The sequence below is a fragment of the Streptomyces sp. HUAS MS02 genome (genome assembly GCF_055702265.1).
Genome location: NZ_CM146747.1, coordinates 7,312,412 through 7,336,301, shown reverse-complemented (window position 1 = coordinate 7,336,301; position 23,890 = coordinate 7,312,412). Strand labels below are relative to the sequence as shown.

The 23,890-nt window shown below is 71.1% G+C and carries 24 protein-coding genes; 9 read left to right on the top strand and 15 right to left on the bottom strand.

What is annotated here, in order from left to right; genetic code table 11:
- Nucleotides 1-8: 8 nt before the first annotated feature.
- Complete coding sequence (hisI, locus tag ACZ9QC_RS31535) at nt 9-464, bottom strand: phosphoribosyl-AMP cyclohydrolase (RefSeq protein WP_472916204.1); 456 nt, start codon at nt 462-464, stop codon at nt 9-11.
- Between the two features lie 169 nt (nt 465-633).
- Between hisI and ACZ9QC_RS31530 the strand changes: the two genes are divergently transcribed.
- Nucleotides 634-1,269 carry a TIGR03085 family metal-binding protein gene (locus ACZ9QC_RS31530; RefSeq protein WP_472916203.1) on the top strand — a complete coding sequence of 212 codons (636 nt, stop codon included), beginning with the start codon at nt 634-636 and terminating at the stop codon, nt 1,267-1,269.
- Nucleotides 1,270-1,329: 60 nt separating this feature from the next.
- On the opposite strand, the gene hisF is transcribed toward ACZ9QC_RS31530, so the two are convergent.
- The 8 genes from hisF to hisD all read right to left on the bottom strand — a co-directional run bounded on the left by hisF (nt 1,330) and on the right by hisD (nt 7,102).
- Nucleotides 1,330-2,100, bottom strand: coding sequence for an imidazole glycerol phosphate synthase subunit HisF (hisF, locus tag ACZ9QC_RS31525; protein WP_230214806.1), 771 nt, complete (start codon nt 2,098-2,100; stop codon nt 1,330-1,332).
- 64 nt (nt 2,101-2,164) lie between these two features.
- Nucleotides 2,165-2,557, bottom strand: coding sequence for a RidA family protein (locus ACZ9QC_RS31520; protein ID WP_472916202.1), 393 nt, complete (start codon nt 2,555-2,557; stop codon nt 2,165-2,167).
- Entirely contained in the window at nt 2,554-3,279 is a 726-nt protein-coding gene (priA, locus tag ACZ9QC_RS31515) for a bifunctional 1-(5-phosphoribosyl)-5-((5-phosphoribosylamino)methylideneamino)imidazole-4-carboxamide isomerase/phosphoribosylanthranilate isomerase PriA (RefSeq protein ID WP_467332240.1), read from the bottom strand. Before priA ends, ACZ9QC_RS31520 begins: the two co-directional genes overlap by 4 nt.
- A gap of 2 nt (nt 3,280-3,281) precedes the next feature.
- Nucleotides 3,282-3,932 (bottom strand): imidazole glycerol phosphate synthase subunit HisH, encoded by a 651-nt coding sequence (hisH, locus tag ACZ9QC_RS31510; protein WP_215454624.1) that lies wholly within the window; start codon nt 3,930-3,932, stop codon nt 3,282-3,284.
- The gene (locus ACZ9QC_RS31505; RefSeq protein ID WP_033528086.1) at nt 3,923-4,087 is read right to left on the bottom strand and encodes a hypothetical protein; all 165 of its coding nucleotides are present in this window, start codon (nt 4,085-4,087) and stop codon (nt 3,923-3,925) included. Before ACZ9QC_RS31505 ends, hisH begins: the two co-directional genes overlap by 10 nt.
- Nucleotides 4,084-4,677, bottom strand: coding sequence for an imidazoleglycerol-phosphate dehydratase HisB (hisB, locus tag ACZ9QC_RS31500; protein WP_257546446.1), 594 nt, complete (start codon nt 4,675-4,677; stop codon nt 4,084-4,086). The genes ACZ9QC_RS31505 and hisB overlap by 4 nt, the downstream gene beginning before the upstream one ends.
- Nucleotides 4,674-5,783: a histidinol-phosphate transaminase gene (locus tag ACZ9QC_RS31495; protein WP_472916201.1), complete on the bottom strand. Its 1,110-nt coding sequence runs from the start codon at nt 5,781-5,783 to the stop codon at nt 4,674-4,676. Before ACZ9QC_RS31495 ends, hisB begins: the two co-directional genes overlap by 4 nt.
- Nucleotides 5,780-7,102: a histidinol dehydrogenase gene (hisD, locus tag ACZ9QC_RS31490; protein ID WP_472916200.1), complete on the bottom strand. Its 1,323-nt coding sequence runs from the start codon at nt 7,100-7,102 to the stop codon at nt 5,780-5,782. Before hisD ends, ACZ9QC_RS31495 begins: the two co-directional genes overlap by 4 nt.
- Before the next feature lie 182 nt (nt 7,103-7,284).
- Between hisD and ACZ9QC_RS31485 the strand changes: the two genes are divergently transcribed.
- From ACZ9QC_RS31485 to ybaK, 4 genes are all read left to right on the top strand, one after another.
- Nucleotides 7,285-8,868, top strand: a complete 1,584-nt coding sequence (locus tag ACZ9QC_RS31485) for an oxidoreductase (protein WP_472916199.1) — start codon at nt 7,285-7,287, stop codon at nt 8,866-8,868.
- Between the two features lie 170 nt (nt 8,869-9,038).
- Nucleotides 9,039-10,049: a hypothetical protein gene (locus tag ACZ9QC_RS31480; RefSeq protein WP_472916198.1), complete on the top strand. Its 1,011-nt coding sequence runs from the start codon at nt 9,039-9,041 to the stop codon at nt 10,047-10,049.
- A 70-nt stretch (nt 10,050-10,119) separates the two neighbouring features.
- A complete protein-coding gene (locus tag ACZ9QC_RS31475; RefSeq protein WP_472916197.1) occupies nt 10,120-10,860 on the top strand; it encodes an LON peptidase substrate-binding domain-containing protein in 741 nt (246 codons plus the stop codon).
- A 17-nt stretch (nt 10,861-10,877) separates the two neighbouring features.
- Nucleotides 10,878-11,378, top strand: coding sequence for a Cys-tRNA(Pro) deacylase (gene ybaK / locus ACZ9QC_RS31470; protein ID WP_472916196.1), 501 nt, complete (start codon nt 10,878-10,880; stop codon nt 11,376-11,378).
- Between the two features lie 293 nt (nt 11,379-11,671).
- Here the strand turns inward: ybaK and ACZ9QC_RS31465 are convergent, their stop codons facing one another.
- The 4 genes from ACZ9QC_RS31465 to ACZ9QC_RS31450 form a co-directional block, all read right to left on the bottom strand.
- On the bottom strand, nt 11,672-12,346 hold the full coding sequence (locus ACZ9QC_RS31465) for a DUF2567 domain-containing protein (RefSeq protein WP_472916195.1): 675 nt from the start codon (nt 12,344-12,346) through the stop codon (nt 11,672-11,674).
- A gap of 34 nt (nt 12,347-12,380) precedes the next feature.
- Nucleotides 12,381-13,241, bottom strand: coding sequence for an ABC transporter permease (locus ACZ9QC_RS31460; RefSeq protein WP_472916194.1), 861 nt, complete (start codon nt 13,239-13,241; stop codon nt 12,381-12,383).
- A 70-nt stretch (nt 13,242-13,311) separates the two neighbouring features.
- Nucleotides 13,312-14,337 carry an ABC transporter ATP-binding protein gene (locus ACZ9QC_RS31455; RefSeq protein ID WP_472916193.1) on the bottom strand — a complete coding sequence of 342 codons (1,026 nt, stop codon included), beginning with the start codon at nt 14,335-14,337 and terminating at the stop codon, nt 13,312-13,314.
- Nucleotides 14,338-14,505: 168 nt separating this feature from the next.
- A complete protein-coding gene (locus ACZ9QC_RS31450) occupies nt 14,506-15,729 on the bottom strand; it encodes an NYN domain-containing protein (protein ID WP_472916192.1) in 1,224 nt (407 codons plus the stop codon).
- A gap of 243 nt (nt 15,730-15,972) precedes the next feature.
- On the opposite strand from ACZ9QC_RS31450, the gene ACZ9QC_RS31445 reads away from it, so the two are divergent.
- Entirely contained in the window at nt 15,973-16,137 is a 165-nt protein-coding gene (locus ACZ9QC_RS31445) for a hypothetical protein (protein ID WP_215454635.1), read from the top strand.
- Between the two features lie 110 nt (nt 16,138-16,247).
- Here ACZ9QC_RS31445 and dnaE read toward each other — a convergent pair whose 3' ends face one another.
- A complete protein-coding gene (gene dnaE / locus ACZ9QC_RS31440; protein ID WP_472916191.1) occupies nt 16,248-19,787 on the bottom strand; it encodes a DNA polymerase III subunit alpha in 3,540 nt (1,179 codons plus the stop codon).
- Between the two features lie 214 nt (nt 19,788-20,001).
- Between dnaE and ACZ9QC_RS31435 the strand changes: the two genes are divergently transcribed.
- From ACZ9QC_RS31435 to ACZ9QC_RS31425, 3 genes are all read left to right on the top strand, one after another.
- The gene (locus ACZ9QC_RS31435; RefSeq protein WP_472916190.1) at nt 20,002-21,351 is read left to right on the top strand and encodes a DUF2252 domain-containing protein; all 1,350 of its coding nucleotides are present in this window, start codon (nt 20,002-20,004) and stop codon (nt 21,349-21,351) included.
- A 79-nt stretch (nt 21,352-21,430) separates the two neighbouring features.
- Nucleotides 21,431-22,114, top strand: a complete 684-nt coding sequence (locus ACZ9QC_RS31430) for a hypothetical protein (protein WP_472916189.1) — start codon at nt 21,431-21,433, stop codon at nt 22,112-22,114.
- Between the two features lie 78 nt (nt 22,115-22,192).
- Nucleotides 22,193-22,993, top strand: coding sequence for a DsbA family protein (locus ACZ9QC_RS31425; RefSeq protein ID WP_472916188.1), 801 nt, complete (start codon nt 22,193-22,195; stop codon nt 22,991-22,993).
- Between the two features lie 97 nt (nt 22,994-23,090).
- On the opposite strand, the gene ACZ9QC_RS31420 is transcribed toward ACZ9QC_RS31425, so the two are convergent.
- Complete coding sequence (locus tag ACZ9QC_RS31420; protein WP_472916187.1) at nt 23,091-23,741, bottom strand: hypothetical protein; 651 nt, start codon at nt 23,739-23,741, stop codon at nt 23,091-23,093.
- Between the last annotated feature and the right edge of the window lie 149 nt (nt 23,742-23,890).

Genomic DNA, 23,890 nt, shown 5'->3' with positions numbered 1-23,890 from the left:
GGCTGACCTTACTGATCCAGTGACGGTACGTCGGAATCGGTGGCGCCCGGGGCGCCCTCCACAGCCTTGAGGACTGCTTCGTCGAAGCAGGTGCGGTCGCCGGTGTGGCAGGCGGCGCCGATCTGGTCGACCTTGACGAGGAGGGTGTCGGCGTCGCAGTCCAGGGCGACGGACTTCACCCACTGGAAGTGGCCGGAGGTGTCGCCCTTGACCCAGTACTCGCGACGGCTGCGCGACCAGTAGGTGCAGCGCCCGGTGGTGAGGGTTCGGTGCAGGGCCTCGTCGTCCATCCAGCCGAGCATGAGCACCTCGCCGGTGTCGTACTGCTGGGCGATGGCGGGCAGGAGCCCGTCGGCGCCGCGCTTGAGGCGAGCGGCGATCTCGGGATCCAGCGCGCTGGGGGTGCCCGGGCCGGCGGGGGCTCCGGGAGGGAGAGGGCTGCTGGAGGACGGCGTGCTGGTCATGCGTGCCATTGTGCCGCGCCGCGCAGACCGGCCTCGCCGGTTGTCCACAGGCCGGACCCTCTTGTCGTACGAATGACCGGACCGTAGGGCGACCGTCCGGGTATCCATGGCCATGGATCGGCCGGACCTACGCTGGGCGGAGCGGAGGCACGGTCGTAGGCTGGCTGGCATGTCGACCCATGCCAAGCGTGAACGGCTTCTCTTCGCCGACCTGTTGGAGACCGCGGGCCCCGAGGCCCCTACCCTGTGCGAGGGCTGGACGACCCGTGATCTGGCCGCGCACGTGGTGGTGCGCGAGCGCCGCCCCGACGCCGCCGGGGGCATCCTCATCAAGCAGCTCGCGTCGCGCCTGGACCGGGTGATGGAGGAGTTCGCCGCGAAGCCCTACGAGGAGCTGATCCAGCTCGTGCGGACCGGTCCGCCGCGTTTCTCGCCCTTCTCCCTGAAGCAGATCGACGAGGCCTCGAACACGATCGAGTTCTACGTGCACACCGAGGACATCCGCCGGGCCCGGCCCGAGTGGTCGCCGCGGGAGCTCGACCAGGTCTTCCAGGACGCCCTGTGGTCCCGTCTGGAGCGCACCGCCCGGCTCATGGGCCGGGGCTCCCCCACCGGGCTGGTCCTGCGCCGCCCCGACGGCCGGACGGCGGTGGCCCGTCGCGGCACCCCCGTGGTCACCGTCACCGGTGAGCCGTCCGAGCTGCTGCTGTTCCTGTACGGCCGCCAGCAGGTCGCCGACGTGGAGCTGGAGGGCGACAAGGAGGCGATCACCAAGCTGCACGAGTCGAAGCAGCTGGGGATCTGAGCGGAGTGGCGTGAGCCCCGGTCGCCTGGTGGCCGGGGCTCACATCGAGGTGGAACGGCGTCACCGTACGGGGTGTCCGGCCCCTCGCAGCGCGTTCTTGACCTCGCCGATGCGCAGGTCGCCGAAGTGGAAGACGGAGGCGGCGAGGACGGCGTCGGCGCCCGCCTCGATGGCCGGGGAGAAGTCGGCGAGCTTGCCGGCGCCGCCGGAGGCGATGACCGGTACGGTGACGTGCTTACGGACGGCGGTGATCATCTCCAGGTCGTAGCCGTCCTTGGTGCCGTCCGCGTCCATCGAGTTGAGCAGGATCTCGCCCGCGCCCAGCTCGGCGGCCCGGTGGGCCCACTCGACGGCGTCGATGCCGGTGCCCTTGCGGCCGCCGTGGGTGGTGACCTCGAAGGAGCCTTCGGAGCCACTGCGGGAAGGGGTGCGGCGCGCGTCGACCGAGAGCACCAGCACCTGGCGGCCGAACCGCTCGGCGATCTCACGGATCAGGTCGGGGCGGGCGATCGCCGCCGTGTTGACGCCGACCTTGTCCGCGCCGGCCCGCAGCAGCTTGTCGACGTCCTCGGCGGTGCGGACGCCACCGCCGACGGTCAGCGGGATGAAGACCTGCTCGGCGGTGCGGCGCACCACGTCGTACGTGGTCTCGCGGTTGCCCGACGAGGCCGTGATGTCGAGGAACGTCAGCTCGTCGGCTCCCTCGGCGTCGTACACCTTCGCCATCTCGACGGGGTCGCCCGCGTCGCGCAGGTTCTGGAAGTTGACACCCTTGACGACCCGGCCGTTGTCCACGTCCAGGCAGGGGATGACTCGGACCGCCAGGGTCATGAATCCACGGCTCCTTAGAAACACCAGAAAAACCCAGAAATGCTCGGGCAGGCCCGACAGCGGCCTAGCCCCGGAATGCTTCGATCTCTACTTCGACCAGGATGCGCGGGTCGACGAAACCCTCCACGACCAGCAGGGTCGAGGCCGGACGCACCGGGTCGAAGATCTCCTTGTGGGCCCGCCCCACGGCTTCCACGTCCCGCATGTGCGTCAGGTACATCCGTGTGCGGATCACGGCCCCGGCACCGAGTCCGAACTCACCGAGCGCCTCGATCGCGCTGGTGAAGGCCACCTTGGCCTGCTCGTAGGGGTCGCCCTCCCCATGGAGCACCTCACCCTTGAAGGCGGTCGTGCCCGCCACCAGGACGCGGTCGCCCGCCGCGACGGCGCGCGCGAAACCGAAGGACTCCTCCCAGGGACTCCCGCTCTGCACACGCCGTACGGCATCGGACGTCATGACGACACAGCCTCCAGGGCCTCTTCCAGGGTGAACGCCTTCGCGTAGAGGGCCTTCCCGACGATGGCCCCCTCGACACCGAGAGGCACCAGCTCGGCGATGGCCCGCAGGTCGTCGAGGGAGGAGACCCCGCCGGAGGCGACGACCGGGCGGTCGGTGGCTGCGCAGACGTTCCTCAGCAGCTCCAGGTTCGGGCCCTGGAGGGTGCCGTCCTTGGCGATGTCCGTGACCACGTACCGCGCGCAGCCCTCCTTGTCGAGGCGCTCCAGCGTCTCGTAGAGGTCGCCGCCGTCGCGGGTCCAGCCGCGGCCCTTGAGCGTCGTACCGCGTACGTCGAGGCCCACGGCGATCCTGTCGCCGTGCTCGGCGATGACCTTGGCGACCCACTCGGGGCTCTCCAGGGCGGCGGTGCCGAGGTTGACCCGGGTGCAGCCGGTGGCCAGGGCCTTCGCCAGGGAGGCGTCGTCCCGGATGCCGCCGGACAGCTCGACCTTGATGTCCATCGCCCGGGTGACCTCGGCGACCAGGTCCCTGTTGTCGCCGGTGCCGAACGCCGCGTCGAGGTCGACCAGGTGCAGCCACTCGGCGCCGGCGCCCTGCCAGGCGAGCGCGGCCTGGAGCGGGGAGCCGTAGGAGGTCTCGGTGCCGGACTCGCCGTGGACGAGCCGGACCGCCTGGCCGTCACGGACGTCGACGGCGGGGAGGAGTTCGAGCTTTGCCATGGCTACAGGGTTCCGATCCAGTTGTTCAGCAGCTGCGCTCCGGCGTCGCCGGACTTCTCGGGGTGGAACTGCGTGGCCCACAGGGCGCCGTTCTCCACGGCCGCCACGAACGGCTTGCCGTGCGTGGACCAGGTGACCTTGGGGGTGGTCAGGGTCGGGTTGTGGGTCTCCAGGGTCCAGTCGTGGACGGCGTAGGAGTGCACGAAGTAGAAGCGGGCGTCGGCGTCGAGGCCGGCGAACAGCTCGGTGCCGGCCGGGGCGTCGACGGTGTTCCAGCCCATGTGGGGCACGATCTCGGCCTGGAGCGGTTCGACCGCGCCGGGCCACTCGTCGAGGCCCTCGGTCTCCACGCCGTGTTCGATACCGCGTGCGAAGAGGATCTGCATGCCGACGCAGATGCCCATCACCGGGCGGCCGCCGGACAGGCGCCGGTCGATGATCCAGTCGCCGCGCGCCTCCTTGAGGCCCTTCATGCAGGCGGCGAAGGCGCCGACGCCGGGGACCAGGAGCCCGTCGGCGTTCATGGCCCTGTCGAAGTCACGCGTTATCTCGACCTCGGCGCCGGTGCGTGCGAGGGCGCGCTCGGCGGACCTCACGTTGCCGAAGCCGTAGTCGAAGACGACGACCTTCTTGGACGCGGTGCTCAATTCCACACCTCCAGCCGCAGGATGCCCGCGACGAGGCACATCGCGGCGCCGATCGAGAGCAGCGTGATGAGGCTCTTGGGCATCTGCTGCTTGGCGAACGAGATGATCCCGCCGACCAGGAAGAGGCCGACGACGATCAGGACGGTGGACAGACCGTTCACAGCGCGCCCTTCGTGGAGGGCAGGATGCCGACTGCGCGCGGGTCGCGCTCGGAGGCGTAGCGCAGCGCCCGGGCCAGCGCCTTGAACTGGCATTCGACGATGTGGTGGGCGTTGCGCCCGTACGGCACGTGCACGTGCAGCGCGATCTGGGCCTGGGCGACGAAGGACTCCAGGATGTGCCGGGTCATCGTGGTGTCGTACTCGCCGATCATCGGCGCCATCTTCTCGGGCTCGGTGTGCACGAGGTAGGGGCGGCCGGAGAGGTCGACGGTGACCTGGGCGAGGGACTCGTCCAGCGGGACCGTGCAGTTGCCGAAGCGGTAGATGCCCACCTTGTCGCCGAGGGCCTGCTTGAAGGCGGCGCCCAGCGCGAGGGCGGTGTCCTCGATGGTGTGGTGGGAGTCGATGTGCAGGTCGCCGTCGGTCTTCACGGTCAGGTCGAACAGACCGTGGCGGCCGAGCTGGTCGAGCATGTGGTCGTAGAAGCCGACCCCGGTGGAGATCTCCGTCCTGCCGGTGCCGTCGAGGTTGATCTCGACGAGGACCGAGGTCTCCTTCGTGGTCCGCTCAACACGTCCTACGCGGCTCATGCGCTCTGCTCCTTCTTCATTTCACGTACCGCGTCGAGGAACGCGTCGTTCTCGGCGGGGGTTCCGGCGGTGACCCGCAGCCATCCCGGCACACCGTTGTCCCGGACCAGGACGCCTCGGTCGAGGATCCTGCTCCAGACCTCGTGGGCGTCGGCGAAGCGGCCGAACTGCACGAAGTTCGCGTCGGACTCGGTCACCTCGTAGCCGATGGCGCGCAGCTCCGCGACGAGCCGGTCCCGCTCCGTCTTCAGCTGTTCGACGTAGCCGAGGAGGGTGTCGGTGTGCTCCAGGGCGGCCAGCGCGGTCGCCTGGGTGACGGCGGAGAGGTGGTACGGCAGCCGCACGAGCTGGACGGCGTCGACGACCGCCGGGTGCGCGGCGAGGTAGCCGAGGCGCAGACCGGCCGCGCCGAAGGCCTTGGACATCGTGCGGGAGACGACGAGGTTCGGGCGTCCGTCGAGCAGCGGCAGCAGCGAGTCGCCGTGGCTGAACTCGATGTACGCCTCGTCGACGACGACCATCGAGGGCCGCGCGGCCTGCGCGGCCTCGTACAGCGCGAGGACGGTGTCCCGTGGGACCGCGTTGCCCGTGGGGTTGTTGGGGGTGGTGATGAAGACGACGTCGGGCCGGTGCTCGGCGACGGCCTTCTCTGCGGCGGCGAGGTCGATCGTGAAGTCGTCGTGGCGCGGGCCGGAGATCCAGCCGGTGCCGGTGCCGCGCGAGATCAGCCCGTGCATGGAGTACGAGGGCTCGAAGCCGATGGCCGTGCGGCCGGGCCCGCCGAAGGTCTGCAGCAGCTGCTGGATGACCTCGTTGGAGCCGTTGGCCGCCCACACGTTCGCCACGCCGACCTCGTACCCGGAGGACTTCGACAGGTACTCGGCGAGCCGGGTCCGCAGCTCGACCGCGTCCCGGTCCGGGTAGCGGTTGAGGTGCCGGGCGGCCTCGCGCACCCGCTCGGTGATCCGCTCGACCAGCGGCTCGGGCAGGGGGTACGGGTTCTCGTTGGTGTTCAGGCGTACGGGGACGTCGAGCTGGGGCGCGCCGTAGGGGCTCTTGCCGCGCAGTTCGTCCCGCACGGGGAGATCGTCGATTCCGAAGCTCACTTGCCAGGTACCTTCCAGCCGAACCTTGCCTTGATCGCCGCGCCGTGCGCGGGGAGGTCCTCCGCCTCCGCCAGCGTCACCACGTGGTGCGCGACCTCGGCCAGCGCGTCCTCGGTGTAGTCGACGATGTGGATGCCGCGCAGGAAGGACTGGACGGACAGACCGGAGGAGTGGCAGGCGCAGCCGCCGGTCGGCAGGACGTGGTTGGAGCCGGCCGCGTAGTCGCCCAGCGAGACCGGTGCCCAGGGGCCGATGAAGATCGCACCCGCGTTGACGACACGCTCGGCGACGGCGGCGGCGTCGGCCGTCTGGATCTCCAGGTGCTCGGCGCCGTAGGCGTTGACGACGCGCAGGCCCTCGTCGACGCCGTCGACCAGGACGATCGCGGACTGCCGCCCGGCCAGCGCGGGCCGGATGCGGTCCTCGATGTGCTTGGTGGCCTCGACCTGCGGCTGGAGCTCCTTCTCGACGGCGTCGGCGAGCGCGACGGAGTCGGTGACGAGCACGGCGGCGGCGAGCGGGTCGTGCTCGGCCTGGCTGATCAGGTCGGCGGCGACGTGCACCGGGTCGGCGGTGTCGTCGGCGAGGACCGTGATCTCGGTCGGGCCCGCCTCGGAGTCGATGCCGATGACGCCGGTGAAGTACCGCTTGGCGGCGGCCACCCAGATGTTGCCCGGCCCGGTGACCATGGGGGCGGGCGGGCAGGACTCGGTGCCGTACGCGAACATCGCCACGGCGGTGGCGCCACCGGCCGCGTAGACCTCGTCGACGCCGAGCAGGGCACAGGCGGCCAGGATCGTGGGGTGCGGAAGCCCGTCGAACTCGGCCTGTGCCGGCGAGGCGAGCGCGATGGAGGGGACGCCCGCCTCCTGCGCCGGGACCACGTTCATGATCACGGACGAGGGGTAGACGGAGCGGCCGCCGGGGGCGTAGAGGCCGACGCGCTCGACCGGCACCCACTTCTCGGTGACGGTGCCGCCGGGGACGACCTGGGTGGTGTGGGTGGTGCGGCGCTGCGCGCGGTGGACGGTGCGGGCGCGGCGGATCGACTCCTCCAGGGCCGCGCGGACGGCCGGGTCGAGCTGGTCCAGCGCATTCGTGAGGGCCTCGGCCGGGACCCGCACGGAGGTCAGGCGTACCCCGTCGAACTTCTCCGCGAAGTCGATCAGCGCCGCGTCGCCCCGATGATGCACGGCCTCACAGATCGGACGCACCTTCTCCAGGGCGGCCGAGACGTCGAAGTCGGCTCGGGGCAGCAGGTCGCGCAGGGCGGGTCCCTCGGGGAGGGCGTCGCCGCGCAGATCGATTCGGGAGATCACAGGCCCAATTCTCTCAGACCCGCGCAGGCGGCCGTCCGCGCGTTCCAATGGCTGATACGCGCACGCGCGGAACCCGGAAGATCCTCTTCACGTCTAGCGTTCAGGCTGTCACTCAGCGGGCATCACCAGCGTAAACAGTTGCTTGATACACGCGAATGCCGAGGACGGGGGAAGGAAGAGTCGTGAGTGAGGGGCCCGGCATCCGGGACGACGGGGATCTGCCGGACGACCTGACGGCCGCCGAAGCGGGGATGTGGCAGGCCTTCCGCAACGGCAGCGTGTACGACCTGCGGGACGGGGACGTCGCCGTGGACGATCCGCACGGCGGCCACCCCTGGGGTCCCGAGCGGACGGTGCGGGCCCGGATCGTGGCCTGGCTGCTGCTGGACGGGCCGCCCGCACTGGCCGGCCGGGTGTCCGCGCTGAAGCTGGTCGGTGTCCAGATCAAGGGCGTGCTGGAGCTCGCGGGCGGCCAGGTGGAGCCGTACGTGGAGATGAAGGGCTGCCGGTTCGAGAAGGAGATCCTGCTGCCGGAGGCGCGATTCACGACGATTCGGCTGGTGGACTGCTCGGTGCCCCGGCTGGAGGCCGCCCGGCTGCAGACGGAGGGCGATCTGCATCTGCCGCGCTGCCGGTTCCACAACGGGGTGCGGCTGGCGGACGCCCATATCGGCACCGATCTGCTGCTCAACCAGGCGGTCGTCTACCGCGACCGGCACGGCCGCTCGCTCTCCGCCGACGGGCTGACCGTCGCGCAGGACGTGCAGGCCGAGATGCTGGAGTCGCACGGCGAGCTGAGTCTGCGCGGCGCGACGGTCGGCGCCTCGCTCAGTCTGCGCGGCAGCCGGCTCGCCAACCCCTACGGCCGCCTCGCCCTGAACGCGCCGCAGCTGACCGTGGAGCGCACCCTGTATCTGACCCCGGCCGGCCTCGGCAATCCGCTGCACACCAGCGGCAGCACACCCGCGCGCGGCACCCGGGTGCAGCGGTTCGAGTGCCAGGGCGGGATCAGGCTGGACGACGGGCGGTTCGGGGACTCCGTCGACCTGGAACGGGCCCGGTTCACCTTCACGGACGAACAGGAGCTGTCGCTGCGCCGCGTCCAGGTGCCCGAGCTGCGGTTCCTCGGCGAGCGACCCGAACGCGGCAAGGTCGTGCTGTCGGGGGCCCGGGTCGGCGTCCTGATCGACCGTGCGGACAGCTGGCCGGGTCCGGGCAACCTCCACATGGGTGGCTTCCAGTACGAGACCCTCGTACCGCGCGACAAGTTCCCGCTGACCAGGCGGCTGGACTGGGTGGCGGCGGCGACCGCCGAGTACAGCCCGGAGCCGTACGAGCGGCTGGCGACCGTGCTGCGGGCCGGCGGGGACGACGAGGGCGCCCGCGAGGTGCTCCTCGCCAAGCAGCGCCACCGGCGGGAGAACCTGCCGCTGGCGGCCAAGCTCTGGGGGTACGCGCAGGACTGGACGGTCGCGTACGGGTACCGGCCGGGCCGGGCCGCGGTGTGGATGGCGGTGCTGTGGGCGCTGACCTCGTACGCCTTCTCGCACGCCGACCATCCGCCGATGAAGAGCGGCGAGCACCCGCACTGGAACCCGTCCCTGTTCGCCCTGGACCTGCTGCTGCCGGTCATCGATCTCGGCCAGGTCGGCTACTGGCAGCTGCGGGGCGGCTGGCAGTGGCTGGCGGCGGTGGTCATCATCCTGGGCTGGATCCTGGCGACGACGGTGGCGGCGGGCGCCACCCGCCTCCTGAGCAGGAACTGACCGGATCCGTTCAGGAGTTGACCGGCGTTTCTGACCTAATCTCCGAAGCAGACAACCTGACTCGTCCGCCCTCCGTCTTCGTACCGAAACCATCAGTTCGCAACACCACGACGGTGAGCACCCGGTCCGCGAGAGCGGCCCCGGGCGAGGCGCGAAGGGGGCAAGGCGCCATGGATCCGCTGCGCGCGCTCGTCCGCACCGCCCGGATGGCACGCCACACCTCACGCCTCGCCGTGGGCCTGCCCGCCGACGACGAGGTGCTGCTCGACGCCCCCGACGACCGGCTCGGGCCCGCACTGGTGGCGGCCGGCCGCGGCGACCACACACCCGCGGCGAAGCTCCTGTCGACCACCCGGGAGGCCGCCGAGTGGGAGAACCGCGACCGGTACGCGCTGCGGCTCGCGGCCTTCGCCCACGCGCGCGACGCGTGGCTGCGGAGCTGGCACCGGGCCGCACCGCACGACCCGGACGTCCTGCTGATCAGGACGGAGCTCGCGGTGGCCCGCGGCTGGCGCTCCCCCGCCCGGGCGGAACTGCTGCGCGAGGTCGGCCCGTTGATCACGGCGGCGGCCGAGGGCGAACCGCGTGATCCGGTGCCCTGGCGGATCGCGCTCGACCACGCCCGGGGCACGGGCCTGGGCCACACCGGCTTCGAGCGGTTGTGGACGGAGGCGGTCCGCCGCTCACCGCACCACTACGGCTGTCATGTCTCGGCCCTGAAGTACCTGTCCGCCGCGTGGTACGGCTCGCACCGCGAGTGCTTCGACTTCGCCGAGCGGGCCGCCGAGGACGCGCTGCCCGAGTCCCTCGTCCGGGCCCTGCCGGTCCGGGCGGCCTTCGCGTACCTGGTCGACGGCGGCGGGGCCGAGGTCCCGCGCGCGCGTCTGGACCGGGCGGCGGACGGCGCGATCGCGCTCTCCGCCGAGTACGGGCCCGGCGACCCCTGGCCGGCCGAGGTCCGCAACCTGCTGACCTACGTCCTCGTCAGGCTGGAGCGCTGGTCCGACGCCCTGGCCCAGTTACGCATGATCGGCCCGTACGCCACGTCGTTCCCCTGGGACCGGGTGTCGGACGATCCGCTGGGCCAGTTCCTCCAGCTGCGGGACGGCGTACGGCTGGAGGTGGCGTGCTCGATCCCGCTGTGGGAGCGGCGGGAGAGGGCGGCGCGGGCCGAAGGGTAGCTCTCCCGGGAGGTCACCAAACGAGTACGGACGAACGCGCGCGCCCCGACGACCATTAGGCTCTGGCCTCGTGACCACCGTCCGGCTGCCGCTCTTCCCCCTGAACTCGGTGTTGTACCCGGGGCTCGTGCTTCCTCTGAACATCTTCGAGGAGCGCTATCGCGCCATGATGCGCGAGTTGCTGAAGACCCCCGAGGACCAACCCCGCCGCTTCGCCGTGGTCGCCATCCGCGACGGCCACGAGGTCGCGCCGAGCGCCCCGGGCATGCCGGATCCGACCGCGCTGCCCGAGCGGGGCCCCACGGCGGGTTTCGGCGAGGAACCGACGAAGGCGTTCCACTCCGTGGGCTGTATCGCGGACGCGGCCACCATCCGGGAGCGCGACAACGGCACCTTCGAGGTCCTCGCGACCGGTACCACCCGGGTGCGCCTGCTCTCGGTGGACACCACGGGGCCGTTCCTCGTGGCGGACCTGGAGGAACTGCCGGAGGACGCGGGCGACGAGGCGGGCGCGCTCGCCGAGGGTGTGCTGCGGGCGTTCCGCCAGTACCAGAAGCGGCTCGCGGGCGCCCGGGAGCGCTCGCTGTCGACGGGTGCGGACCTGCCCGACGAGCCGGCCGTCGTCTCGTACCTGGTCGCGGCGGCGATGATGCTCGACACGCCGGCCAAGCAGCGACTCCTCCAGGCCCCCGACACGGCGTCCCGGCTGCGGGACGAGCTGAAACTCCTGCGCGCCGAGTCCGCGATCATCCGTAGTCTGCCGTCGTTGCCCGCGTCGGAGCTGACGCGGGGTCCGACGAGCCTCAACTGACGCAGACGAGAAGGCCGATGGCGAAGAAGTCGAAGAAGCAGCAGGCGGGTGGCACGCCGGCGACGGTGGCCCTGACGGCGGCGGGCGTGGAGTTCACGGTGCACGCCTACGAGCACGATCCGGCGCATCCCTCCTACGGCGAGGAGGCGGCCGAGGCGATGGGCGTGTCGCCCGAGCGGGTCTTCAAGACCCTGGTGGCCGACGTCGACGGCGCCCTCGTGGTGGCCGTCGTGCCGGTGTCGGGCTCGCTGGACCTGAAGGCGCTGGCGACGGCGGTCGGCGGCAAGCGGTCGACGATGGCCGATCCCACGCTCGCGGAGCGCACGACCGGCTATGTCCGTGGCGGTATCTCCCCCCTCGGCCAGCGCAAGAGGCTCCGCACGGTGCTGGACGCGTCGGCGGACGCACACGACACGATCTGCGTGTCCGCCGGCCGCCGCGGTCTGGAGGTGGAGCTCGCGCCGGGTGACCTCGCGAAGCTCACGGAGGCGGTGCTGGCGGCGGTCGCTCGCGCGTGACACCACCGGGGGCTCCGCCGGGGGGCGCCGCCGTGTGTATTCCGGGTGCGGGTGGGTGGGGCTTCTCGCGCAGTTCCCCGCGCCCCTGAAAAGCAGGGGCTGCGCCCCGTGCTTTTCATCCCGCGGCCCCGTCGCCCTTCAGGCCCGCAGGGCCGTTGTCTTGCAGGCCCGCAGGGCCTGGCCTTTCAGGGGCGCGGGGAACTGCGCGACCAGCCCCCACTCACCCGCACTCGCCGACGCACCCGAACCCCCGCCCCCATAGGCGCCCGGCGCCCGGCCCCCGGCCCCCGCCGTCACACGACCGACGCGCCGTACCCGTCCTTGTCCACCCCGGAAGGCCCCGGCTCGGGATCACGCGGCCCGAACATCGCCGTCAACCCGAGGTGCACCAGCAACCCCGCGAACGGCCACACCAGCAGCGCGCCCTTCGCCCCGAGCTTCAGCGGCGCCGAGAACGTCACCCCCTGCCCGACCTCCTTCGCCCGCGCGGCGACATCGGTCCCGGGCCCGAGCCACACCCCGAGCCGCCACGCCAGCACGGCCCCGAGCAGCCCGCCGACCAGGAGCGCCACGACGAGCGGCACCCCGCCGCGCCGGCGCAGCAGGAAGACGACGAGCGCGCTGAGCGCACCCGCGCCCAGGGCCAGCAGCGTGAACGTGCCGTCGACCCCCACGGCCTGCTCGCCCTCGGTCTCCTTGAAGTAGACCGCCGACCCGTCGGAGACGAGCGGCACGTGCGGCGCGAGCCACCACCACAGGATGCCCAGCAGTGCGCCGCCGAGCAGCGCCATGACCACCGTGACGACGGCGGCCTCGACCAACTCGGTCCTGAGCCCGGGGCCGGCCGGCGGTTCCTCCGGCCCGTACCAGGATTCCGCACCGCCCCCACCGCCGACGGGCGGCGGAGCCCAGGGGTCGTCCGGGGGCTGGTTGTGCGGCGGCGGTGGAGGAGTCAACGGTGCGGTCACCCTGCCATCGTGCCAGGCCCGGCCGTGCGCCGCGTCACCGGACGGCGGCCCGCCGGTACGCCCAGGTGGCGACGGCGAGCGAGACGACCCCGACCCCCGCGCACACGGCGAGGTCCCCGAGCACGAACGCCCAGTCGGGGTGCGGCCCGAAGGTCCGCGCGAGGGCCTCCACGCCGTAGGTCGACGGCAGCAGGTCCCGGGCGAACTGGACGAACGTCGGCAGCCGGTCGGCCGGCAGCACGCCCAGCAGCAGCGCCGCCGACATGCCGAGCTGGCCGAGCACGGTGGCGAGTTCCGGGCGCGGGGCGAGGAGCCCGAGCGCGGCGCCCAGTCCGGCGAGCGCGGCCCCGGCGAGCGGGATCACGGCGGCGAGCACCCAGAGGTGGGTCAGCGGCAGCCCGAAGAGCACACAGCCGAAGACGGCGGTCACGACGGTCCCCGGCACGGTGAAGGAGGCGTAGGCCCCCGCCGCGCCCAGCACCACGGCCGCCGGCGGCACCGGCAGGGTCGCGTAGTGGTCGAGCCCGCCGCTGGAGCGCAGCTGTCCGAAGTACTGGGCCAGCAGGTTCAGCGCGACGAAGGCGACGACGAGCACGGCCGAACCGGCGACCACGGCGTGCGCCTCGGCCCCGCCGTCCACCACTCCGCGCATCAGGATCATGATCCCGACGGACTGGAAGGTGGCGACGAACAGCAGCGGGATCCGCGCGACCCGCGCCCGGGACAGCTGCGCCCGGTAGACCGCGCAGAGCGAGGGCCACAGGCGCGCGCGGGGCCCGAGCTCGGCGGCTTGGCGCTCCACGGGCTCCTCGACGGCCAGGGCCTTGCCCGGCAGGATCTCGGCGGGTACGACACTCACGTCGAGTTGCTCCTCTTCGCTTCGGCTGTCGCCCATTTTCGTACGGCTGCGGCAGCCCCGGCGTTCACCCACGCACCGACCGTTCTCCTGCTCACGCCCGCGTCCCTCACCCCTTGACCAGCCCCTGCGCACTGCCCGCGCTGCCGCCGAGCGCCAGGTAGACGTCCTCCAGGCTCGGCGTGGCGAGGGTGAAGTCGTCGAGTGCCACGAAGGCGGCGCCCCCGGTCACGGTGGCCACCACGGCACGCGCCTCCTCGGGCGCGAGCCGGAGCGTCCAGCGGCGCCCGGACTCCACGGCGCGCGGGCGCAGGGCCGCGACCTCGGGCACGTCCAGCGGTGCCTTCTCCCGCCACACCAGTTCGACCCGCACCTCGCCCGCGACCCGCTCCTTCAGTCCGGTCGGTGTGTCGCAGGCGATGACCCGGCCCTGGTCGAGGACGGCGACCCGGTCGAGCACGGTCTCGGCCTCGATGACGTTGTGGGTGACCAGCAGGACGGTGGTGCCGGACTCGGCGCGCCGCCGGTCGACGGCGGCCCACACGGCGCGCCGGGCCACCGGGTCCATGCCGCTGGTCGGCTCGTCGAGCACGAGCAGCGGACGCTCCCCGACCAGCGCGGTGGCGAAGCAGGCGAGTCGCCGCTGCCCGCCGGACAGCTTCTTCAGCGGCCGCGCGGCGAGCCCGGTCAGCCCCAGTTCCTCCAGCACGGCGTCCCGCTCGGCCCGCGCCCGCCGTACGTCCAGCCCGCGCAGCCGTCCGGTGGTCTCCACGGCGAGCGCGACGGTCAGCTCGTCCAGGGCGGTCGACTCCTGCCCCAGATAGGCGAGGATCCGCGCGGCCCGCTCCGGGTGCCGCACGATGTCGTGGCCCAGGATCTCGACGGTGCCGTCGTCGGGTCGCATCAGCCCGGTCAGCTGCCGGACGAGCGTGGTCTTGCCGGCCCCGTTGGGTCCGAGCAGTCCGAAGATCTCCCCGCGCCCGACCTCCAGGGCCACCGCGTCGTTGGCCCGCACCTCGGGGGTCCCCGGCGTCCCGCGCCGTCCCCGGGTCGCCGGATAGGTCTTGGTGAGCCCCCGCACAGCGCACACGACATCCCCGCCATGCAGGACCGCCTGTGCCGTACGCGTACTCACGAGGGACGAGCCTACGGGGTCCGGGGCGCCGTCCTGTCTCCGGGGCAGTGCAGCGCGCCCCTCCAGGGGCGCGGGGCTGTCACACATGCGGCTCCGCCGCGTGGGCGCGACCAGCCACTGTCCGTCCGCGGTCGCCCACGAACAGGCACTCCCGAGCTCCTGGGGGCCCTAACGCTCCCCCGCCGGCGCGTGCTCGACCCCCGTACGCACATCGATCTCCCGCCAGAACCCGGCCCGGATCGCGTACCGGTCGTGCTCGTCGATCTGGTCGTCCTTGTGCGCCAGCAGCCCGAACCGGGCGGCGTAGCGCAACAACTCCCCGTCCACCCGGTGCGGCACCCGGGGATACATGCCGGACAACTTCTGCAGATGCGACGGGTCGGTCAGCCGGGCCATCCACCGCCGGGCGAACACCTGCCCGACCTCGAACGGGTCGCCCCCGACGGTCGTGATGTCCTCCTCCCGGTCGGCCCACCGCTGCTCCGCCGTGGTCAGCTGCGCCAGCGTCGGCATGGCCGCGGCCTCGGGCGGCTCCGCCGCGCCCCCGGGCCGGTCCACCCAGCCCTTGTCGGAGGACCACCTGAGCGTGGCGGTGGCCGGATGCTGCACGGCGTGGGCCCCCGGTCCGCGCATCGCCGCCAGGTCCTTCGGTGTCGGTACGCCCTTCGGCGCGGCCGTCCGTTCCTCGGCGCCGTTGCGCGCGGCGCCGGCGGCCGACGCGTGTTCGGGTTCTCCGGGGGCCCGCTCGGCTGCCGCCGCGAGCGCCGACTCGGGCAGCGGCGCCGACAGGATCGCGGCGATCTCCGGCCGCGGCACCGACTGGGGCGCGCAGACCCCGCCGAGGTCCTTGGCGCGTACGGCCTTGGTGATCCACATCCGGTCGAGCACCCGCCGCTCGTCGGCCTCGGCCACCAGGTCCTCGGACTGGTTGTAGTCGCCGTCGGCGGCCTGCACGGCCCAGAGGTGGACGGCGACGCCGTGCTCCTTGGCGGCCATCATGCCCGGCAGCAGATCTCCGTCGCCGGTCACGAGGACCACGTCGGAGCAGGCGCGGTTGCGGGCCAGTTCGGTCAGTTCGGCGTGCATGGCGGCGTCCACGCCCTTCTGCGCCCAGCGCCCGTCGCTGCGGGTCAGCGCGCCCAGCCGGACGGTCACCCGGGGCATCACGCGCAGCCTGCGGTGCTCGGGCTGCGGGACGCGGTCGGGGGCGCCGTCGAACCAGTAGATGCGCAGCAACGGCCGTTCGGTGTCGGCCTCGGCGCGCTCGCGGAGCCCCTGGATGAGGGCGGCGTGATCGACGGTGATGCGGGAGCGGGAGGGTTCCCCGGCGAGGAGGCTGGCGGCCGCGCCGAGCAGATACCCGGCGTCCACCAGGACGATGCAGCGGTCCACGCGATCCACCCTCTTTCCGGGAGGTTTGCTTCGGGCTTCCTTCGAGTCTGCCCGACCGCGCGGAGCTTAACGGCCGGAACTCGATCTTCGGCGTGGCGTATCCGGGCGCGCGCCCCGTGGCAGCGGCCCACGGTCCGACAACTCTCGTCACGGACGGTGATTTTCCGAAATGCGCGCCTTGTCATGCTATGTGAATCTGGTCGCGGCCCTGGCCCCTAGATCCCCCACAGGAGGCAGATCACCATGGCCAAGAACAAGAAGCAGGACCGTAAGCAGCCGCAGTCCGAGCGTGGTCAGCAGCACGCCCAGCAGTCCTCGCTGGAGTCGCAGGCCGAGCAGCGCGCGACCCAGGTGACGCCCGGCGACATGGCCCGCAAGGGCCGGCAGAAGCGCTTCGGTCACAACTGACATCTGCGTAAAGGCTGTTGCAGCCCAGATACACCGAGGGGCGCATCCGGACTCCGGATGCGCCCCTCGCGCGTTCACGCCCGTCGGACCCCTGGTCCGCCCGGGTCCGCTCAGCCGGCCAGGCAGGACGGTCCGAGCAGTACCTTCAGGTCACCGAAGAGGGCCGGGTCGGGCTTGACCCGGTGCCGGTCGAGGCGGAGCACGGTCGTCCTGGTCGGCCCCTGGAGCCTGATCCGGACCTCGCTGTCGCCCTTGTGGTGGGTGAGGATCTCGCCGAGCCGGCTGACCATGGGCGGGGTGACCCGGGTGGCGGGGATGGTGAGGATCACCGGCGCGTTGGTGCCCGCGTTCGACAGGTCGGGGACCTGCATCTCCATGGCGACCAGCCGCGGCACCTCCTCGCGCTTGTCGAGGCGGCCCTTGACGAACACGACCGCGTCCTCGACGAGTTGCGTGGAGACGAGCTGGTAGGTCGCCGGGAAGAACATGCACTCGATGGAGCCGGCGAGGTCCTCGACGGTGGCGATGGCCCAGGCGTTGCCCTGCTTGGTCATCTTGCGCTGCAGGCCCGAGATGATGCCGCCGATGGTGACGACCGCGCCGTCCGCGTGCTCACCGCCGGTGAGCTGGGCGATGCCCGCGTCGGCCTTGTCGGAGAGCACGTGCTCCAGGCCGAAGAGGGGGTGGTCGGAGACGTAGAGACCGAGCATCTCCCGCTCCTGGGCGAGGAGATAGGTCTTGTCCCACTCCTCCGTGGTGAACTCCACGTCGAGCCCGAAGCCCGGCTCGCTGCTGTCGTCCTCGCCCATGCCGCCGAAGAGGTCGAACTGGCCCTCGGCCTCCTTGCGCTTGACGGCGACCACGTTGTCGATCATCGGGTCGAAGTGCGCGGTGAGGCCCTTGCGGGTGTGCCCCATGGAGTCGAAGGCGCCCGCCTTGATCAGCGACTCCGTGGTCCGCTTGTTGCAGGCGACCGCCTCGACCTTGTCGAGGTAGTCCGGGAAAGAGGCGTACTTCCCCTTGGCCTTGCGGCTGCGGATGATCGACTCCACGACGTTCGTACCGACGTTGCGGACGGCGGAGAGGCCGAAGAGGATCACGTCGTCGCCCTGGGCGGCGAAGTTCTGCTCGGACTCGTTGACGTTCGGCGGGAGCACCTTGATCTTCATGCGCCGGCACTCGTTGAGGTAGACCGCCGACTTGTCCTTGTCGTCCTTGACGGAGGTGAGCAGCGCGGCCATGTACTCGGCCGGGTAGTTCGCCTTGAGGTAGGCCGTCCAGTAGGAGACCAGGCCGTACGCGGCGGAGTGGGCCTTGTTGAAGGCGTAGCCGGCGAAGGGGACCAGCACGTCCCACAGGGCCTGGATGGCCTCGTCGCTGTAGCCGTTCTTCTGGGCGCCGGCCTGGAAGATGGTGAAGTTCTTCGCCAGTTCCTCGGGCTTCTTCTTGCCCATCACGCGGCGGAGGATGTCGGCCTCGCCGAGCGAGTACCCGGCGATGATCTGGGCCGCCTTCTGCACCTGCTCCTGGTAGACGATCAGGCCGTAGGTGACCGCGAGGACCTCTTCGAGCGGCTCCTCCAGCTCCTTGTGGATCGGGGTGATCTCCTGGCGGCCGTTCTTGCGCTCGGCGTAGTTGATGTGCGAGTTCATGCCCATCGGGCCGGGCCGGTAGAGGGCCGAGACGGCGGAGATGTCCTCGAAGTTGTCGGGCTGCATCTGGCGGAGCAGGGAGCGCATCGGACCGCCGTCGAACTGGAAGACGCCGAGCGTGTCACCGCGGCAGAGCAGTTCGAAGGTCTTCGGGTCGTCCAGCGGGAGCGCGAGCATCTCCAGGTCGATGCCCTTGTTGGCCTTCACCATCTTGATGGCGTCGTCCATGATCGTGAGGTTGCGCAGGCCGAGGAAGTCCATCTTCAGCAGGCCGAGCGACTCGCACTGCGGGTAGTCCCACTGGGTGATGGTCACGCCGTCGGTGTGCCGCACCCAGATCGGGGCGTGGTCGACGATCGGCTCGCTGGACATGATCACGCCGGCCGCGTGCACACCCATCTGCCGGACCAGGCCCTCGACGCCCTTGGCGGTGTCGATGACCTTCTTCACGTCCGGTTCGTTCTCGTACATCGCCCGGATCTCGCCCGCCTCGCTGTAGCGCGGGTGGGAGGGGTCGGTGATGCCGTTGAGGTCGATGCCCTTGCCGAGGACGTCGGCGGGCATAGCCTTGGTGAGCCGGTCGCCCATCGCGTACGGGTAGCCCAGCACGCGCGCGGAGTCCTTGATGGCGTTCTTCGCCTTGATCTTGCCGTAGGTGCCGATCATGGCGACCTTGTCGGCGCCGTACTTCTCCGTCACGTACCGGATCACCTCGACGCGCCTGCGCTCGTCGAAGTCGATGTCGACATCGGGCATGGAGATGCGCTCGGGGTTGAGGAACCGCTCGAAGATCAGGCCGTGCGGGATCGGGTCGAGGTCGGTGATGCCCATGGCGTACGCGACGATCGAGCCGGCCGCGGAGCCTCGGCCGGGGCCGACCGCGATGCCCTGCTTCTTGGCCCACATGATGAAGTCGGCGACCACGAGGAAGTACCCGGGGAAGCCCATCGAGATGATGGTGTCCATCTCGTACTCGACCTGCTTCATGCGGTCGTCCGGGATGCCGTCCGGGAAGCGGCGGTGCATGCCGCGCATGGTCTCCTCGCGGAACCAGCTGACCTCCGTGTACCCCTCGGGGATGTCGAACTTCGGCATCAGGTTCCGGGCCTCGAACATGCCCGTGGTGTCGATCTGCTCGGCGACCAGCAGGGTGTTCGCGCAGCCCTCCTGCCAGGCGTCCGAGGAGTCGATGGCGTACATCTCCTCCGTGGACTTCAGGTAGTAGCCGGTGCCGTCGAACTTGAAGCGGTCCGGGTCGGAGAGGTTCTTGCCGGTCTGGATGCACAGCAGCGCGTCGTGGGCGGTCGCCTCGTGCGCGTAGGTGTAGTGCGAGTCGTTGGTGACCAGCGGGGGGATGCCGAGCTTCTTGCCGATCTCCAGCAGACCGTCGCGGACCCGGTGCTCGATCTCGATGCCGTGGTCCATCAGCTCCAGGAAGTACCGGTCCTTGCCGAAGATGTCCTGGTACTCGGCGGCGGACTTCAGGGCCTCGTCGAACTGGCCGAGGCGCAGCCGCGTCTGCAGCTCTCCGGAGGGGCAGCCGGTGGAGGCGATGAGCCCCTCGGACCACTGGGAGATGGTCTCCTTGTCCATCCGGGGCCACTTCTGCAGCCAGCCCTCGGCGTACGCGTCGGAGGAGAGCTTGAAGAGGTTGTGCAGACCGGTCTTGTTCGCCGCCCAGATCGTCTTGTGCGTGTAACCACCCGAACCGGACACGTCGTCCCGCTTCTGGTGCGGCTGGCCCCACTGGATCTTGCGCTTGTTGCGGCGGGACTCGGGGGCGACGTACGCCTCGATGCCGATGATCGGGGTGACGCCGGCCTTCTTCGCGGAGTGGAAGAAGTCGTACGCCCCGTGCAGGTTGCCGTGGTCGGACATGGCGATGTGGGTCATGCCCATCTCGTTGCACGCGTCGAACATGTCCTTGAGCCGCGCGGCACCGTCCAGCAGCGAGTACTGGGTGTGGACGTGCAGGTGCGTGAACGGCGGCTTTGACACGGCTTGGGCCTCCAGGGGACACAGGGAAAACAGGCGTGAACGACTTCCCCACGGGCTGCGGACAGTCTGGGGGACAGCGTCGAAGTCTATGCCTCGGGAGTGACACGGCGAGGGCTCTCCCCCGTACCTTTCGGGGAGGAGTCGTGGGCACTCCCGTGCGCGCCCGCACGTTGAGAGGTCGACCCACCCGTGATCCACCAGGAGGCACCCAGCGATGTCGGTTCCGCAGCTCGACGACGAGCGACGCGGTGAGGAGATCCTCGCCGTCTTCGACACCGCCTTCGGCCAGCTCCTGGCCGCCGACCCGGCCGCGTTCCGCGTGAAGTTCCGGAAGATGGCGGCCTCGGCCTTCGCGTTCTACCGGGGCACGGCGTGCCTGTTCTACAACGACCTGGAGGAGGAGAACGCCGGGCGGGGTGGCGGGAGCGAAGGTGCCGGCCCGTATCTGGACGAGCGCACCTCGCGGGTGTGGATCCACGGCGACCTGCACGCGGAGAACTTCGGCACGTACATGGACTCCACGGGCCGCCTGATCTTCAACGTGAACGACTTCGACGAGGCCTACGTCGCCCCCTTCACCTGGGACCTGAAGCGCTTCGCCGCCTCCGTGGCGCTCATCGGGTACGCGAAGGCGCTCGGCGACGAGCAGATCACCGAGCTGGTGGAGACCTACGCGGCCGCCTACCGCGAGCGGATCCACGCCATAGCGACCGGCGCCAAGCGGGACGAGGTGCCCCCGTTCACGCTGGACACCGCCCAGGGCCCGCTGCTGGACGCGCTGCGCGACGCCCGCTCGCTGACCCGCTTCGGCCTGCTGGACTCGATGACGGAGATCCGCGACTTCGAACGCCGCTTCGCGCCGGGCGGCGGCTCCATCGAGCTGGACGCGGCCACGCGCTACAAGGTGCTGGCCGCCTTCGACGGCTATCTGGAGACGCTCCCCGAGTCGTCCCTGACCCGCCCGGACTCCTACCGGGTGAAGGACGTCGTCGGCCGCCGGGGCATCGGCATCGGCTCGGCGGGCCTGCCGTCGTACAACATCCTGCTGGAGGGGCAGAGCGACGCCCTGGAGAACGACGTCGTGATCTACATCAAGCAGGCCCAGACCCCGGCCGTCTCCCGGCACATCACCGACCAGCGCATCCGTGACTACTTCGAGCACGAGGGCCACCGCACCGTGATCTCCCAGCGGGCGCTGCAGGCGCACGCGGACCCGTGGCTCGGCTGGACCGAGCTGGACGGCGCCGGACAGCTGGTCGCCGAGGTGTCGCCGTACGCGGTCGACCTGGACTGGAGCGACATCGACGACCCGGAGGAGATCGCGGCGGTCGTCGCCGACCTCGGCCGGGCCACGGCCACGATGCACGCGGCGGCGGACGACCTGACCGGGCAGTCCCTGGTGCCGTTCTCCACGGAGCGGGCCATCGACGCGGCGATCGCGGCCGACGAGGAGGGCTTCGCCCCGCTCCTGGTGGACTTCGCCCACGCGTACGGGGCCCGGGCGCGTGCGGACCACCAGATCTTCGTCGACCTCTTCCGCAACGGCCGGATCCCCGGTCTGTAGCCGCCCCCATCCCCGTCGGGCACTCACAGGGGCCTTTTAGCGGTCCCTTACGGGTGTCCGTGGGAGACTCTCCAACGCCATGGACATATCCGGGACCCATTTCAGAGCCGTACGCGCGGCGCTGTTCACGGCTGTCGTCGTGACGCTCGGCACCGCGTCGCACGTGCTGCTGTCCGGGGTCCCGCTCCCGCTGACCGCCGTCGCCGCGATCACCGCCGCCGTCTTCGCCGTCTCGTACGCGCTGGCCGGCCGTGAGCGCGGCTTCGGGCGGATCGCCTCCGTACTGATCCCGCTGGAGCTGGCCGCCGACACGGTGTTCACCGCGGGCCAGCACGCCTGCTACGGCGAAGCGGGCGGTCCGGTCACCGGTCCGCTGCGGCAGCTGGGGCTCGATGTGCTGTGCGGCGGCAGTGTCGGCGCGCCGCTGGCGCGGGTCACCGGCGACTCCGAGCGGGCGGCCGCGTTGCTGGCCGATGCCGGTCCGACCGCCGCCTGGCTGCTGCTCGCCGCGCACGTCGGCGTGGGGCTGCTGGCCGCCGCCTGGCTGCGGCGGGGCGAGCGGGCGCTGGCCCAGCTGCTGGACGCCGCGGTCGCCGCCGGTTTCCGGCCGCTGCTGCTCGCGGTCGCCGCCGTCCTGGTGCGGCCCGCCCCGGCGGAGCACCGGCCGCGGCGCGTGGCGGACCGTACGGCCACCGCCCGCACCCTTCTCTTCGCCCATTCCCTGGGACGGCGTGGACCGCCGTGCTCGGTCACCTTCGCGTGACCGCCTTCCGAGCACGAGCACATCCCCGTCCTACCCATCCGCGCACCCCGGGTGCGCGTTTCCCAGGGAGTCACCCTTATGAGCAAGCGGAACAGCAGCGCGGCGAAGTCGGCGGCCCGTGAGCGGCTGCGTCTGGAGCGCGAGCGTCAGGCCAAGCGCGCGAAGGTCAGGCGCCAGGCGATCGTGGCGTCGTCGATCGTCGCGGTTCTCGCGATAGCGGGCGGCATCGGTTACGCCGTCGTCCAGAACAACAAGCCCACCAAGTGGGAGGCGGCGGCCGACGCCACGGTGGTCGCCCCCGCCAACACCTCGGGCAAGAACGGCACCACCGTGCTGATCGGCGACTCCACGTCCGACAACGTGGTCCACCTGTACGAGGACCCGCGCTGCCCGGCCTGCGCCAGTTTCGAGCAGACCGTCGGCGAGACCGTCGACAAGGGCATGGAGGACGGCGACTACAAGCTCTCCTTCACCCTCGGCACCTTCCTGGACGGCAACCTCACCGGCGAGGGCTCGAAGAACGCGCTGAGCGCGCTCGGCGCCGCCCTGGACGTCAGCCCGGAGGCCTTCCTCGACTACAAGGCCGCGCTGTACTCCGCGAAGTACCACCCGTCGGAGTCGACCGACGAGTTCGCCAAGGACAGCTATCTGATCAAGGTCGCGAACACCGTCGACGCGCTGAAGAACAACAAGAAGTTCCAGGACGCGGTCGAGAAGGGCACCTACGACGCCTGGGCGATGCGGATGAGCAAGTCCTTCGACGACGCCGAGGGGGTCGAGTCGACCCCGACCATCAAGATCAACGACAAGACGATCAGCAACCCCTCCTCGGTCGCGGACTGGGAGAAGGCGCTCAAGGACGCGGGCGTCACCAAGTAGGTGCCGCGCCGAGCACAAGACGGGTGGGTGCCCGGGGGACGCGTCCCCCGGGCACCCACCCGTCCGCCTCGCGCTACGGCTACGGCTACGGCTACGGCTACGGCGCGATGTACGGCTTGATCCGTTTCCGGTAGTCCTCGGACCGGACCTCGTTGTAGTACTTGTCGGCGTCCTCGTCGTCCGAGGACGTGAAGATGTAGGCCGGGCACTCGTCGGACTCGGCCTTGCCGTTGTACGCGTACTGCTCCTTGCCGGTGCGCGCCTCGACGACCCGCAGCCGGTACGAGGTGTTGTACGTCTTGATCTTCAGCGGCTTGCCGTCGGCCTCCATGTCGCAGACCTTGCCGGTCGCGGTGGCCTTGGTGCGCTCGAGGCAGACGACCAGCTCCGTCTGGGCCGGCTTGTCCTCGTAGCCGAGGAACCAGCCCTTCGGGAAGTCGCCGTCGACGGGCACGCTGCTGTTCCAGCCGTCACCGGTGCTGTTCATGAGCTGCGCCGGGTGCACGGTCTTCTTCGTACGGTCGTAGGCCGGCAGTCCCGCGAAGCCGAGTCCGTCCGTGCAGACCCGCTCCAGGTCCTGGGTGGTCAGCGGCACCTCCGGTTCGTCGGCGGCGGCACCGGCGGACGACCCGCCGCCACTGCCTCCCCCGCTGCTTCCGGTGCTCCCGGTGCTCCCGGTGGATGACGAGCACCCGCACAGGACCACGCCCAGCACTCCGGCGGCGACCCACACCCGGGCACGCTGCATCGACGACCTCCCTGCCGCAAAGAAAAAGAAGCAGGCAGGGCATGTCCCCCCGGGTCATGCCCTGTCCCCCCTGCCCTGCCGAGACAGAAGCGTGCCGGACCCGGGGGCGCCGGGTATCGGGGAAGAACCCCCATGTAGTTGTGCGGCCC

Excerpts from the sequence above, each read along its gene's own strand:
- ACZ9QC_RS31530 (WP_472916203.1), top strand. The coding sequence starts at position 634 with ATGTCGACCCATGCCAAGCGTGAACGGCTTCTCTTCGCCGACCTGTTG.
- hisI (WP_472916204.1), bottom strand. The coding sequence starts at position 464 with ATGACCAGCACGCCGTCCTCCAGCAGCCCTCTCCCTCCCGGAGCCCCC.
- ybaK (WP_472916196.1), top strand. The coding sequence starts at position 10,878 with ATGGCGAAGAAGTCGAAGAAGCAGCAGGCGGGTGGCACGCCGGCGACG.
- hisF (WP_230214806.1), bottom strand. The coding sequence starts at position 2,100 with ATGACCCTGGCGGTCCGAGTCATCCCCTGCCTGGACGTGGACAACGGC.
- ACZ9QC_RS31430 (WP_472916189.1), top strand. The coding sequence starts at position 21,431 with ATGGACATATCCGGGACCCATTTCAGAGCCGTACGCGCGGCGCTGTTC.
- ACZ9QC_RS31520 (WP_472916202.1), bottom strand. The coding sequence starts at position 2,557 with ATGACGTCCGATGCCGTACGGCGTGTGCAGAGCGGGAGTCCCTGGGAG.
- priA (WP_467332240.1), bottom strand. The coding sequence starts at position 3,279 with ATGGCAAAGCTCGAACTCCTCCCCGCCGTCGACGTCCGTGACGGCCAG.
- ACZ9QC_RS31460 (WP_472916194.1), bottom strand. The coding sequence starts at position 13,241 with ATGGGCGACAGCCGAAGCGAAGAGGAGCAACTCGACGTGAGTGTCGTA.
- ACZ9QC_RS31445 (WP_215454635.1), top strand. The coding sequence starts at position 15,973 with ATGGCCAAGAACAAGAAGCAGGACCGTAAGCAGCCGCAGTCCGAGCGT.
- hisB (WP_257546446.1), bottom strand. The coding sequence starts at position 4,677 with ATGAGCCGCGTAGGACGTGTTGAGCGGACCACGAAGGAGACCTCGGTC.
- ACZ9QC_RS31425 (WP_472916188.1), top strand. The coding sequence starts at position 22,193 with ATGAGCAAGCGGAACAGCAGCGCGGCGAAGTCGGCGGCCCGTGAGCGG.
- ACZ9QC_RS31480 (WP_472916198.1), top strand. The coding sequence starts at position 9,039 with ATGGATCCGCTGCGCGCGCTCGTCCGCACCGCCCGGATGGCACGCCAC.
- ACZ9QC_RS31435 (WP_472916190.1), top strand. The coding sequence starts at position 20,002 with ATGTCGGTTCCGCAGCTCGACGACGAGCGACGCGGTGAGGAGATCCTC.
- ACZ9QC_RS31420 (WP_472916187.1), bottom strand. The coding sequence starts at position 23,741 with ATGCAGCGTGCCCGGGTGTGGGTCGCCGCCGGAGTGCTGGGCGTGGTC.